The sequence below is a fragment of the Streptomyces sp. SID4985 genome (genome assembly GCF_009863025.1).
Classification (GTDB): domain Bacteria; phylum Actinomycetota; class Actinomycetes; order Streptomycetales; family Streptomycetaceae; genus Streptomyces.
In genome coordinates, this window is record NZ_WWIR01000279.1 from 1 (window position 1) to 12,989 (window position 12,989).

Sequence of the window (12,989 nt, forward strand, 5' to 3'; positions counted from 1 at the left end):
CACGTCCCCTTCTCGCCGTACGCGGGTGCGGGTGGTACGGGCTTCCCGTTGCGCCCCCTGCGCCGTGCGCCGGTGGTGCGTACGGGGGTGTTTCCGTCCTGCTCGCGTGGGCTCGGTCTTGCGTTTGCGCAGGTCAGGTGGGGGATGGGTTGTATCGCACATGCGTTCGGGGGTGGGGGTATGGTGGAAGGGAACGGGTGTTCGATAAGGATGGGAGGTGCTCGTGGCGGGGTTTGTGCATTTGCGTGTTGTTTCTGGGTTTTCCTTGCGGTACGGGGCCTCGCATCCGGAGCGGCTTGTTGAGCGGGCTGAGGAGAGAGGGATGGGGGCTCTTGCGCTGACCGATCGGGACACGCTGGCCGGGGCTGTGCGGTTTGCCAAGGCTTGTGCGGGGAGGGGGGTGCGGCCGCTTTTCGGGGTTGATCTTGCTGTGGAGGAGGGAAGCGGGGGTTCTTCTCGGCGGCGGCCTGTTCGGGGTGGGGCTTTTGTGGACGAGTCGGCGTCCCGGGTGACCTTTCTGGCGCGGGACGGGGCTCGGGGGTGGGCTGATTTGTGTCGGATTGTCAGTGCTGCTCACTCGGGGGGTTCCGCTTCGCCCCGGCTTCCCTGGGAGGGCAATCGGGGGGACGGGCTCACCGTGTTGCTCGGGCCCGATTCCGATGTGGGGCGTGCTCTCGGGGCCGGGCGGCCCGATCGTGCCGCTCGGCTGCTCGCCGTCTGGCGTGAGGTGTATGGGGATGCCTTGCGGGTGGAGGTCGTCTGGCATGGGCGGGCCGGGTCTTTGCGGCTGGCTGCTCGGGCTCTTGGGTTCGCTGTCGAGCAGGGGGTGCGGCCCGTGCTCAGTAATGCCGTTCGGTATGCCGATCCGGGGCAGGGGGCCGTCGCTGATGTTCTCGATGCCTCGCGGCGGCTTGTGCCCATTGATTTCCGGAAGGAGCTGGACTCCGGGGAGGCGTGGCTCAAAGGGGCTTCCGACATGCTTCGGGTCGCCGAGCGGGTGGTGGAGGCCGCCGGGTATCGGCGGGAGGTCGGGTGGCGGCTCGTCGAGCAGACGCTGGCCGCTGCGGGGGAGTGTGCTGTCGATCCTGAGGCGGATCTCGGGATCGGGAGCGTTCGGTTTCCCGAGGCCCGGCTCGTGGGGGCCGGGCGGCGGACAGCTCAGCGGGCGCTTGCCTCGCGGGCCGCGGCGGGGATGGTGCGGCTGGGGTATGGCGGGCGGCGGGCCTACTGGGAGCGGATGCACGAGGAGTTGGAGGTCATCGCGCATCACGGGTTCGCTTCCTATTTTTTGACGGTTGCTCAAATTGTGGACGATGTGCGGGGCTTGGGGATTCGGGTGGCCGCTCGGGGGTCGGGGGCCGGGTCGCTCGTCAATCATCTGGTGGGGATCGCTCATGCCGATCCTGTGGAGCATGGGCTGTTGATGGAGCGCTTCCTGTCCAGGGAGCGTGTGGTGCTGCCCGATATCGACATCGACGTGGAGTCCGCTCGGCGGCTCGAGGTCTACCGGGCGATCATCGGGCGGTTCGGGGTCGAGAGGGTTGCCACCGTCGCCATGCCCGAGACCTATCGGGTGCGGCACGCCGTAAGGGATGTCGGGGCCGCTCTGTCCATGGATCCCGCCGAGATTGATCGGGTGGCCAAGTCTTTTCCGCACATCCGGGCGCGGGACGCGCGTGCCGCGCTGGAGGAGTTGCCCGAGCTGAGGCGACTGGCGGCGGAGAAGGGGCGGTACGGCCGGCTGTGGGAGCTGGTCGAGGCGCTGGACGCGCTGCCGCGTGGTGTCGCCATGCATCCGTGCGGGGTACTGCTCTCGGACGCCTCGCTGCTCGCTCGTACGCCCGTGGTGCCCACGAGTGGTGAGGGGCTGCCCATGTCCCAGTTCGACAAGGACGACGTGGAGGATCTGGGGCTGCTCAAGCTGGATGTGCTCGGTGTGCGGATGCAGTCGGCCATGGCGCACGCCGTCGCCGAGGTGGAGCGGGCCAGTGGGGAGCGCGTTGATCTGGAGGCCCTGCCGGAGGGGGATGAAGAAACGTATCGGCTCATCCGGTCCACCGAGACGCTCGGCTGCTTCCAGATCGAGTCGCCAGGGCAGCGGGATCTCGTGGGGCGGCTTCAGCCTGATTCCTTCGAGGACCTGGTAGTCGATATTTCGCTCTTCCGGCCCGGGCCCGTCGCCGCCGACATGGTGCGGCCGTTCATCGAGGCGCGGCACGGGCGTGCTCCGGTGCGTTTTCCGCACCGGGATCTGGAGCCGCCGCTGAAGGGGACGTACGGCGTCGTCGTCTTCCATGAGCAGATCATCGACATTGTCTCGATCATGACCGGGTGCGGGCGGGGGGAGGCCGACGCGGTGCGGCGGCTGTTGTCCGACGCGGAGCAACAGGCGCGTATCCGGGTGTGGTTCCGGCAGCGGGCCGGAGAGAAGGGGTACAGCGCCGAGGTGATCGAGCGCACCTGGGAGATCGTCCAGGCCTTCGGGTCCTACGGGTTCTGCAAGGCGCACGCTGTCGCCTTCGCCGTGCCCACCTATCAGTCGGCCTGGCTCAAGGCGCACCATCCGGCCGCCTTCTACGCCGGGTTGCTCACCCATGATCCCGGGATGTATCCGAAGCGGCTGCTGCTGGCCGATGCGCGGCGGCGGGGTGTGCCGGTGCTGCCGCTGGATGTGAACGTGTCCGCCGTCGCTCATCGAATCGAACTGGTGTCCGGTAAGTGGGGGGTGCGGCTGGGGCTCTCCGATGTGCACGGGATCAGTGGGGCCGAGGGCGAGCGGATTGTGGCCGGGCAGCCGTACGCCTCCTTGCGGGACTTCTGGGAGCGGGGGCGTCCCGGGCGGCCCCTTGCCCAACGGCTCGCTCAGGTCGGGGCGTTGGACGCCTTCGGGGGCAACCGGCGTGATCTCCAGCTGCATCTGGCCGAGTTGCAACGGGGGGTTCGGGGTGGGTATGGGGAGCAGTTGCCGTTGGGTGGGGGGAACCGGACCGCTTCGGTCGGGCTGCCCGATCTCTCCTCGGCGGAGCGGCTCAGCGCCGAACTGGGCGTGCTGTCCATGGACGTCTCGCGTCATCTGATGGACGACCAACGGGAGTTCCTGGCCGAGCTGGGGGTCGTGTCGGCGCGGCGGCTGCGGGAGGCGCGGCACGGGGAGACGGTGCTCGTCGCGGGTGCCAAGGCGGCCACCCAGACCCCGCCGATCCGGTCCGGCAAGCGGGTCATCTTCAGCACCCTGGACGACGGCACGGGCCTGGTCGACCTCGCCTTCTTCGACGACTCCCACGACGCCTGCGCCCACACCGTCTTCCACTCCTGGCTGCTGCTGGTGCGGGGCGTGGTGCAGCGGCGGGGGCCGCGCAGTCTGAGCGTCGTCGGCTCCGCCGCCTGGAACCTCGCCGAACTCGTCGAGCTGCGGGCCGAGGGCGGGCTCGACCGGGTGGCCGCCCGGCTGGCGGAGTCCGTGGAACCGGCGGGTGAGGACCGGGCCGGTGGCCGTCGTATCCGGATGGCCACCGGGTACGACATGCATCCGTGGGCCGATCTGCGGCCGGCGGGGGAGGGGGTCGCCCAAGGTCCCGCTGCCGCACGGAAGTTGTGGCACCAGAGTCCGGGGAGCGCGGGATGACCGTTCTCTGCGTGCGATTCCGGCTCGCGCACGGGCGTGAGGGGCTGCTGCCCGCGCTCGTGGGGCTCGTCGAGGAGTTCACACCGGTGGTGGAGGCGCTGGTGCCGGACCGGGTGCTGGCCGATCTCGGCGGCGCCGAACGGTACTTCGGGCGGGACGCCGTGGAGATCGCCCCGGTCATCCGGGTCCGGGCGCTGGCGCGGTACGGCGTCGACTGTGCCGTTGGTGCCGGGCCCGGGCCGATGCTGGCCCGGGTGGCGTCGCGTTCCGCCCGGCCCGGAGCCGTTCGGGTCGTGCCCGAAGAGCCAGGTGCGCGGGCGGAGTTCCTCGCCGGGCTTCCGGTGGGCGCGCTGCCCGGGGTCGGTGCCGCCACCGCCCGTACCCTGTGCGAGTACGGGCTCGACACCCTGGGACGGGTCGCCGCCGCGCCGCCGTCCACCCTTCAGCGGCTGGTCGGTGCCCGCGCGGCACGTGAACTGCGGGACGGGGCGCGGGGGATCGACCGGGGGCGGGTCGTGCCGAACGCGGTGGCCCGGTCGGTCGGGGCGGAACGTGCCTTCGGCGTCGATGAGTTGGACCCCGGTCGGCATCGTGGGGCCCTGCTGAGCGCCGCCGGTGAGCTGGGGTTCCGGCTGCGCGGGGGCGGGCAGGTCTGCCCGAATCTGACCCTCACCGTGCGCTATGCCGACCGGTCCACCACGACGCGTTGCCGTACCCTCGCGGAGCCGACCGCGCACTCGGCCGCTCTCACCCGGGCCGCCTACGGCATGTACGAGACGCTCGGTCTCCAGCGGGCGCGGGTCCGTGCCGTCGCGCTGCGCGCCGAGGGGCTGACCCCCGCCGAACACGCCTCCCACCAGCTCACCTTCGACCCCGTGGACGAGAAGGTCCGCCGGATCGAGGAGGTCGCCGACCGGGTGCGGGCCAAGTTCGGGCCCCGCGCGGTGATTCCGGGGACGCTTGCGGCCTGAGTGCGGCGAGTTACGCGTGTTGTGGGTGATTTGGGAGTGGCTGGAGTTCTATGGTCGGGTCCAGCCGGTCTGATGATGGTTCCTCAGTGTGCGTGTGTGTCTGATGCGTGATGGAACTTTTTACTGACGCGTAACTTCACAGTTGCACTACTCGTCCGTAACTTGACGAGTGAACCAGCATCCCGTGATCCGGATCACAGGGTCAGTCCGTGCACCCCCCTTGAGCCGCAAGGAGATCACACGATGCTGCCCTGGAAGCGAGCGTTCAGACCGCTCGCCTCGCTGCTCCTGGCCGCCGCGCTCGCCGCCGTCCCCACCGCCACCGCCCACGCCGCGACCGCGCCCAGCTCCGGCTGGAACGACTACTCCTGCAAGCCCTCCGCCGCCCACCCGCGCCCCGTCGTCCTCGTCCACGGCACCCTCGGCAACTCCGTCGACAACTGGCTCGGCCTCGCGCCGTACCTGAAGGACCGCGGGTACTGCGTCTACTCCCTCGACTACGGCCAGCTCGCCGGCGTCCCCGTCTTCTACGGCCTCGGCCCCATCGACAAGTCCGCCGAGCAGCTGTCCGCCTTCGTCGACAAGGTGCTCGCCTCGACCGGCGCGGCCAAGGCCGACCTCGTCGGGCACTCCCAGGGCGGCATGATGCCGCGCTACTACCTGAAGTTCCTCGGCGGAGCCCCCAAGGTGAACGCCCTCGTCGGCATCGCCCCCAGCAACCACGGCACCAACCTCAGCGGTCTGACCAACCTGCTGCCGTACTTCCCCGGCGCCGAGGCCCTGATCAAGGCCACCACCCCCGGCCTCGCCGACCAGATCGCCGGGTCGGCCTTCCTGACCAAGCTCAACGCGGGCGGCGACACCGTCCCCGGAGTGCGCTACACGGTCATCGCCACCCAGTACGACGAGGTCGTCACGCCCTGGCGCAGCCAGTACCTGACCGGCTCCGACGTCCGCAACGTCCTGCTCCAGGACCTCTGCCCGCTCGACCTGTCCGAACACGTCGCGATCGGCCTGATCGACCGCATCGCCTTCCACGAAGTGGCCAACTCCCTCGACCCGGCGCACGCCACCGCCACCACCTGCGCGTCGGTCTTCAGCTGACCGCCGCCGGGTCCTGTCCGGCCTGAGCCGCCGGACAGGACCCGGCACATACCGCGCGCGCCGCTCAGCGCCCGCCCCGGTCGCCGCCCGTCGAGCGCTGCCGCACCGAGAGGAACAGCGCCGCCGAACCGAGGGCCAGCACCCCGGCACCGACGACCGCCCCGTACGAGGTGTGCGGGGCGGTGCCCGTGTCGGCGAGATACAGCGACGTCACCGTGGTGACAGGGGAGTTGGCGGCCGGGGGTGCAGTGGTCGCGGGTGGGGTGGTCGGGGCGGGGGTCTCCTGTGCGCGCTGCCCGACCGCACGATGCCCGGCCGTCGGGTCGGCCGCTGCCGCCTCGATCCGTACCTCCTTCGACGCGGGGGGAGCCGACGCCGAGGGCGTGGGGGCCGGGTCCGGTCGGTGGGTCGTCGGAGCCGGGGCCGACGGGGGAGTCGTACCGCCGAAGTCCACGTCCGCGCAGGAGTGGAACCACTCCGCGCCGTCTGAGCCGTCCGGGCGGTGCCACACCGCGTACAGCACCTGTCTGCCGGTGCGCTCGGGGAGCGTGCCCGTGAACGTGTAGACGCCGTTCGAGGGGGTCGCGTCCGCCGCCCGCGCGACCGGGTGCGCCAGATCCAGTGACGACCAGGTCAGGGGCTGCGCCGGGTCGTAGCCGGACTTCGTCACGTAGACCTTGAAGCGGCCCTGGTGACGGGTGGTCACCCGGTACGTGAAGGTGTACGGCCCGCTGTGCACCTGGGGTGTGGAGTGGCCGGTGCCGACCAGGTCGAGGCCGTCGGAGTCCCCGTTCTCGACGCCGCACAGCTCGCCGCCTTTCGAGCTGTGCGGCGAGTCATGTGTCGACTCGTGCGCTGTTGCGCGCGTCGAGTCGTGCGCCGAAGCGGGCGCGGCGGCGAGGGCGAGCGGGGCGAGTCCGAGCACGGCCACGGCGGCGGCCGCCCGCAGCCTGGACATCCCCTGCCCGGGGTGAGCCGAGGGCGTGGGGAAGGGCATCGGAACTCCTCGCGGCATCGCGTCGTCCGGCCGCCGGACGGCCCGGCTTCCGTGGGGGGTGTGATCAGAAACTAGCCCCGGAAGCAGCCGAGTTGGCCCCGTCGGGGCGGTCGGGGGCGATCTTTATGGTCGCCTTAAGGGCGTGCTCAGGCTGGGCTCAGGTAGCGGGGGCCCCGGGCCGGTCCGGGGGCGTTGTCAGTGGTGGGTGCCATGCTGCGGGCATGAGTGAGGCGAGTGGATCGGTGGACTGGGACGTGCTGGCCGGCTCCTTCGACGAGGCGCCCGATCACGGTCTGCGCGCGCCCGAGGTGCGGGCCGCCTGGGACGCGCGGTTGCGCGGGTGGCTGCCCATACGCCCGGCCGATGTGCTCGACCTCGGCTGCGGCACCGGGAGTCTCGCGCTGCTCGCGGCCGAACAGGGGCATCGGGTGACGGCGGTCGACTCCTCGCCCGCCATGGTCGAGCTGGCCCGGGGCAAGCTCGCCGGGTGGGACGCGGCGGTGGTGCGGGGGGATGCCGCCGAGCCGCCGGTGGAGGCGGGGAGCGCGGACGTGGTGCTCGTCCGGCATGTGCTGTGGGCGTTGCCCGAGCCGGGGAAGGTGCTGCGCCGCTGGCGTGAACTGCTGCGTCCCGGCGGGCGGTTCGTGCTGGTCGAGGGGGTGTGGGGGACGGTCGCCCCGGTGGGGATACCCGCCGGCCGGCTCGCCGTGCTGCTGGAGCCGGTCGTGCGGGACGTGCGGGTGGAGTCGCTCTCCGGCGATCCGCTGCTGTGGGAGAAGGCCGTGGACGACGAGCGGTACGCGGTGGTGGGCACGGTGTGAGCCGCCCCGGCCGGAGGCGGGTCGCCCCGCCCCCGGGCCCCGGCTCAGGCGAGAAGAGTGTCGAAGGCGTTCGTCCGGGCCAGCGTCTCCAGCGCGTTCAGGGCGGCCAGCGCGGCGGCGGCCGCGTCCGGGTCGGACTCCGCGAGGCCGCTCGCGGCGAACTCGTCCTCGTCCAGGCGCAGTACGTCCTTGCCGTCGGCCGACAGCCAGAGGTCCAGGTCCAGGTCCTCGACGGTCAGTTCGGCGCCGGAGCGGACGGCCGGGCGGGTGATGTCGCAGTACCAGCCCTTCAGCGTGCCGTCCCCGGCCCGGACCTCCTTCACCGCGTACCACCGGTCGCGCCAGTAGTACTCGGTGAACACGTCCCCCGGCTCGAAGCGCACGAAGCCGAAGTCGCGCACGCCCTCGGCCGCCCAGGGGGCGCGCACGGTCAGCCGGGTGCCGTCGTCGGAGAGGAGCGCCGCCGGGTAACGGATCTTCGTGCGGCCCGCCTTGGTCAGGACGACCTCCAACATGCCCAGGGAATCAGGCGAGTTCGCGGACATACTGAACCTCCGTCGCGCACATCTCGTAACCGAGCCACTTGTTGACGGCGAGCATCGGGCCGTTGGTCGCGTCGTTGCCGGTGAACGCCTCGGTGATGCCGGCCGTGCGGGCCCGGTGCAGGGAGTGTGCCTTGGCCAGCTTGGCGAGGCCGCGGCCCCGATGGGAGCGGGCGGTGCCGGTCATGCCGCTGAGGTAGCGGCCCGCGCCGTCGGTGCGGGCCGCGGTGAACGCGACCGGGCGCCCGTCGGCCACGCAGACCATGGTCAGCTCGCGGTCCAGCAGCGGGTGTTCCCACGTCTCGTCGAGCCACGCCTCGTAGTCCGAGTAGGACATCGGCACCGCGCTCGGCTCGTCCGACGAGGTCTCCGCGTCCAGCTCGAACAGCGGCCGGGGATCGTCCGCGAAGTCGGCGGCCGTGCGCACCTCCACGCCGGGCGGGGTCTCGGGCAGCGGAGGGAGGTCACCGGTGGTCAGATCGCGGCGCAGGAAGTGGGCGGTGCGGCCCTCGGTGTAGCCGCGCCGCTCGGCGAAGGCACGGTTGCCGGGGGTGTCGAGGACCCAGGAGTAGGCCGTGGTCGCGCCGACGGACGCGAGATGCGCCTCCCCGGTCTCCAGGAGCAGCCGGCCCGCGCCGCGCCCGGTCCGGTCGGGGCGCACGTACACGTTCACATACCCCTGGCCCGGCTCGGTGCTCTCGTGCGCGACGCTCACCTGGGCCGTGCCGATCACCTCGCCGTCCTCCTCGGCGACGAGCGCGCGGTAGTGGGCGGCCGGGTGGATGCGGGCGATGACATGGCGGACGGATTCGGGGGTGAACAGGACGTACGGCAGGGCGAGCCGTCGTACGAGGGCGAAGCCCTCCGGGTCGGCCGGGACATCGGGACGCAGATCGCGTACGAGGACGGTCATGGGCAGGCACGCTACGAGGCCGCCGGGCGAAGGCGCCTCCCATTTTTCGCGCACGGCCGGGGCGCGTTCTGCCCGCGCCGCGCCCGCCCGCCCCGCGCCCCGCCGCGCGTGCGGGACAATCGGGGGGTGAGCCTGAAGATCCACATTGATGACGGCGCCCCGCCCTACGAGCAGGTGCGCGCGCAGATTTCCGAGCAGGCACGGGCGGGGGTGCTCCCGGTGGGGTACCGGCTGCCGACCGTGCGGGGCCTGGCAGAGTCCCTGGGGCTCGCGGTGAACACCGTCGCCAAGGCCTACCGCGCGCTGGAGGCCGACGGGGTGATCGAGACCCGCGGGCGCAACGGCACGTACGTCGCCGCCGCGGGCCCGGCCGCGAGCAAGGAGGCCGCGTCGGCCGCCCAGGCGTACGCGGAACGCGCCCACCGGCTCGGCCTCCCGGAGGACGAGGCCCTGGCCGCCGTACGGGACGCCCTGCGGGCCGCCTACGGGGAGCGGGGCTGAGCGGCCGCTAGCGCCCGGCCGTCGGCTCCGGGGTGCGCGTCACCGGCAGCCCCGCCTTGCGGGCCAGGGCGCCGAACTCCGCCGCGTCCTTCACCGCCGCGCCCCTGGGGTCGTTGTTGAAGTACGCGTACACGTCGTCCGTGCCGTCCCACGTCGAGGCGATGCGCTCCACCCAGCTCTCCAGCGCCGTGTGCCCGTAGCGCGGCCAGGGGCGGGCGCGGCCCCGGTGGAAGCGGACGTACCCCCAGTCGGCGGTGCGCCACAGCGGGGTGACCGGGCGGGACAGCACGTCCGCCCAGCACAGCGCCGCGCCCCGGGCCTCCAGGACGCCCCGTGTCTCGGGCGTCCACCAGGACTCGTGGCGCGGCTCGACCGCCACCCGCGTGCCCCGGGGGAAACAGGCCAGGCACGCGTCCAGCAGGGGCGGGTCCGCGCGCAGGGTCGGCGGCAGCTGGAGCAGGATCGGGCCCAGCCGGTCGCCCAGGCCCTCGGCGTGGCTCATCAGCCGGTGGACCGGCTCCTCGGGGTCGCGCAGCCGCTTGATGTGGGTCAGATAGCGGCTGGCCTTGACCGCCACCACGAAGTCCGAAGGCACCCGCTCCCGCCAGGACGCGAAGTTCTCGCGGGAGGGCAGCCGGTAGAAGGCGTTGTTCAGCTCCACCGTCGCGAAGAGCTTGGTGTACTCCTCCAGCCACAGCCGCGCCGGGCAGCCCGTCGGGTACACCACGCCCCGCCAGCTCTTGTATTGCCACCCCGACGTGCCGACGAACAGGGTCATACCTACATGAAAGCACCGAAGCGAGAGCCGTACCGGTGCGGACCGTGTGCTCCTACGGCGCGGACCGTGCGCCGCTACAGATACAGCCCCGCGTCCGCCCCCTCCCGCGCCCCCGGCACCGACGTCGGCCCGGTGCCCCGGCGCAGCGCGTACAGCTCCGCCAGGGTCGCGCCCTCGCGGCCGACCTCGCTCTCGTGCTCGCGGCCCTCGGCGCCCAGCCAGTCCATCGCCTCCGTGCGGGTCAGCGGGCCGACCTCGATGCGGGCCAGACAGCGGCCGGGCCGGACCACGGCGGGGTGCAGCCGCTCCAGGTCCTCGTTGGTGGTGACCCCTACCAGGACGTTGCGCCCCTGGCCGAGTAGGCCGTCGGTCAGGTTCAGCAGCCGGGACAGCGCCTGCCCCGCCGTGTGCCGGGCCTCGCCCCGGATCAGCTCGTCGCAGTCCTCAAGGAGGAGCAGCCGCCAGCGGCCCTTGCCCGTGCCGTCCTCCTCGCCGATCGCGATGTCCATCAGATAGCCCACGTCGGAGAAGAGCCGCTCCGGGTCGAGCACGCAGTCCACCTGGCACCAGTCCCGCCAGGAGCGGGCCAGCGTGCGCAGCGCCGAGGTCTTGCCGGTGCCCGGCGGGCCGTGCAGCAGGAGCAGCCGCCCGGCGATGTCCTCCGGGGTCGTCTTCATCAGGCGGTCCATCGCGGACGCGACCGGAGCGGTGTAGTTGGGCCGCACCTCCTCCCAGGTGCCCGCCGAGATCTGGCGGGTGGTGCGGTGCGGGCCGCGCCTCGGGGAGACGTACCAGAAACCCATGGTGACGTTCTCCGGCTGCGGCTCGGGCTCGTCGGCCGCGCCTTCGGTTGCCTGGCCGAGGATCTGTTTCGCCAGGTCGGCGGTGGTCGCGGTCACGGTCACGTCCGCGCCCCGGCTCCAGCGCGAGACCAGCAGGGTCCAGCCGTCGCCCTCCGCGAGGGTCGCGCTGCGGTCCTCGTCACGGGCGACCCGCAGCACGCGGGCGCCCTCGGGCAGCAGGGTCGCGCCGGAGCGCACCCGCTCGATGTTGGCCGCGTGGGAGTACGGCTGCTCGCCCGTCGCGAAACGGCCGAGGAACAGCGCGTCGACGACGTCGGAGGGCGAGTCGGAGTCGTCGACATTGAGCCGGATCGGCAGGGCGTCGTGTGGGTTGGCGGACATGCCGCCATGATCTGTCACGGATGCCCTCCGCGCACGGCATTTCCGCCCCTTCTCGGAGGGTGTTCCCAAGACCTGCCCGACGCCCCGATTCCGCCGTTACTGTGGTCCTGATGGGACGTCATGGGTGGTACACGGGGGATCAGCGGTGGCGGCTCACCGCGCTGCTCGGCGTGGGTGTGCTCGCCCTCGCCCTGGTGGTGACCCTGCTCAACACACTTCCCGGGCGTGGCGCGGACACCTCCGGCACCTCGCCCGACGGCGACCGGGTGCACGGCACGCCCGCCACCCCGGCCGGGCGCCCGCGGCCGTCGGTGGGCTGGGGCTTCACCCACACCCAGTACAGCGCGGACCGGGGCGGCGGCGCGGCCACCGAGCGCGTCGAGAAGCTGCTCTCCGACGACGGCGGCCTGCCGCAGGACCAGGCCATCATGGGCTGGGGCGCCGACAATCCCGAGCCGGTGAAGGGGCGTTACGACTTCGGCGCCCTCGACCGCCGCATCGACTTCGTCCGCGCCTCCCACGGCACCCCCGTGATCACGCTGTGCTGCTCGCCGGACTGGATGAAGGGCGGCACGGCGGGAGCCGACCGCACCGACTGGAGCCAGTCCGCCCTGGAGACCGCGCCCGACCCGGACCACTACGAGGACTTCGCCCGGCTCGCGGCCACCGTCGCCCGCCGCTACCCCGACGTACGCCACTTCGTCGTGTGGAACGAGTTCAAGGGCTTCTGGAACGACTCCGCGGGCCGCTGGGACTACGAGGGCTACACGAAGATGTACAACCTCGTCTACCGGGCCCTGAAGAAGGTCGACCCCGACATCATGGTCGGCGGCCCCTACCTGGTGATGGACAGCGTCGGCACCGGACAGGAGCACGCCTCCGCCGACCTGCGCGGCCCCTGGGGCGCCATGGACCAGCGGATCCTGGACGCCTTCCGCTACTGGAACACCCACAAGGCGGGCGCCGACTTCGTCGTCGTGGACGGCTCCAGCTACACCAACGACGAGAAGTTCCTCCCCGACGAGTTCGCCGCCACCGCCAAGTTCACGGCCGTCGGCGAGTGGCTGCGCCGCCAGACCCGTGACCTGCCGCTGTGGTGGGCCGAGTACTACGTCGAACCCGCCGACGCCGACGACCGGCGCGAGGGCTGGTCCGAGGAGCACCGGCTCGCCGTCCACGCCACCGCCCTGATCGCCATGGTCGACGGCGGCGCCGACTCCGCCTTCTACTGGAACCCTGAGAAGAAGAGCGGCACCGACTGCGCGGGCTGCCTGTGGACTCCGACGAGCGAGGCGGACGGCGGCCGCGCCCTGCCCATGTACGGCCTGTTGTCCCGCTTCCACGCGGCCTTCCCGCCCGGCACCCGGTACGAGACGGTGTCCGTCGCCCGCGACGACCGGCCCAACGTACGGGTCCTGGCGAGCGACCGGACGGTCCTGGTCGTCAACACCCTGAACCGGTCGATCAGCGCCCAAGTGGACGGCAGACGCTTCACGATGGACGCCTACGAGGCGAAGTGGCTGAAGCGCTGAGCCACTTCACCCCTGAGGCGC

The 12,989-nt window shown here is 72.0% G+C and carries 11 protein-coding genes; 6 read left to right on the forward strand and 5 right to left on the reverse strand.

Features of this window, described 5'->3' with window-relative positions:
• Window positions 1–223: 223 nt before the first annotated feature.
• The 3 genes from GTW40_RS11415 to GTW40_RS11425 all read left to right on the forward strand — a co-directional run bounded on the left by GTW40_RS11415 (window position 224) and on the right by GTW40_RS11425 (window position 5,700).
• The gene (locus GTW40_RS11415; protein ID WP_161180085.1) at window positions 224–3,625 is read left to right on the forward strand and encodes a DNA polymerase III subunit alpha; all 3,402 of its coding nucleotides are present in this window, start codon (window positions 224–226) and stop codon (window positions 3,623–3,625) included.
• The gene (locus tag GTW40_RS11420; RefSeq protein ID WP_161180053.1) at window positions 3,622–4,596 is read left to right on the forward strand and encodes a hypothetical protein; all 975 of its coding nucleotides are present in this window, start codon (window positions 3,622–3,624) and stop codon (window positions 4,594–4,596) included. Before GTW40_RS11415 ends, GTW40_RS11420 begins: the two co-directional genes overlap by 4 nt.
• A gap of 243 nt (window positions 4,597–4,839) precedes the next feature.
• Entirely contained in the window at window positions 4,840–5,700 is an 861-nt protein-coding gene (locus tag GTW40_RS11425; RefSeq protein WP_161180054.1) for an alpha/beta fold hydrolase, read from the forward strand.
• A 64-nt stretch (window positions 5,701–5,764) separates the two neighbouring features.
• Here GTW40_RS11425 and GTW40_RS11430 read toward each other — a convergent pair whose 3' ends face one another.
• Window positions 5,765–6,697: a lytic polysaccharide monooxygenase gene (locus tag GTW40_RS11430; protein ID WP_237525458.1), complete on the reverse strand. Its 933-nt coding sequence runs from the start codon at window positions 6,695–6,697 to the stop codon at window positions 5,765–5,767.
• A gap of 221 nt (window positions 6,698–6,918) precedes the next feature.
• Between GTW40_RS11430 and GTW40_RS11435 the strand changes: the two genes are divergently transcribed.
• Window positions 6,919–7,518, forward strand: a complete 600-nt coding sequence (locus tag GTW40_RS11435) for a class I SAM-dependent methyltransferase (protein ID WP_161180055.1) — start codon at window positions 6,919–6,921, stop codon at window positions 7,516–7,518.
• Window positions 7,519–7,562: 44 nt separating this feature from the next.
• Here GTW40_RS11435 and GTW40_RS11440 read toward each other — a convergent pair whose 3' ends face one another.
• Entirely contained in the window at window positions 7,563–8,063 is a 501-nt protein-coding gene (locus tag GTW40_RS11440; protein WP_161180056.1) for a DUF402 domain-containing protein, read from the reverse strand.
• The gene (locus GTW40_RS11445) at window positions 8,044–8,973 is read right to left on the reverse strand and encodes a GNAT family N-acetyltransferase (RefSeq protein ID WP_161180057.1); all 930 of its coding nucleotides are present in this window, start codon (window positions 8,971–8,973) and stop codon (window positions 8,044–8,046) included. The genes GTW40_RS11440 and GTW40_RS11445 overlap by 20 nt, the downstream gene beginning before the upstream one ends.
• 126 nt (window positions 8,974–9,099) lie before the next feature.
• Between GTW40_RS11445 and GTW40_RS11450 the strand changes: the two genes are divergently transcribed.
• A complete protein-coding gene (locus GTW40_RS11450) occupies window positions 9,100–9,474 on the forward strand; it encodes a GntR family transcriptional regulator (protein WP_343245666.1) in 375 nt (124 codons plus the stop codon).
• A gap of 7 nt (window positions 9,475–9,481) precedes the next feature.
• On the opposite strand, the gene GTW40_RS11455 is transcribed toward GTW40_RS11450, so the two are convergent.
• Complete coding sequence (locus GTW40_RS11455) at window positions 9,482–10,252, reverse strand: DUF72 domain-containing protein (protein ID WP_161180059.1); 771 nt, start codon at window positions 10,250–10,252, stop codon at window positions 9,482–9,484.
• Between the two features lie 74 nt (window positions 10,253–10,326).
• A complete protein-coding gene (locus GTW40_RS11460; protein WP_161180060.1) occupies window positions 10,327–11,436 on the reverse strand; it encodes a DUF5925 domain-containing protein in 1,110 nt (369 codons plus the stop codon).
• Between the two features lie 110 nt (window positions 11,437–11,546).
• On the opposite strand from GTW40_RS11460, the gene GTW40_RS11465 reads away from it, so the two are divergent.
• Window positions 11,547–12,968 (forward strand): xylan 1,4-beta-xylosidase, encoded by a 1,422-nt coding sequence (locus GTW40_RS11465; RefSeq protein WP_161180061.1) that lies wholly within the window; start codon window positions 11,547–11,549, stop codon window positions 12,966–12,968.
• Window positions 12,969–12,989: the final 21 nt, after the last annotated feature.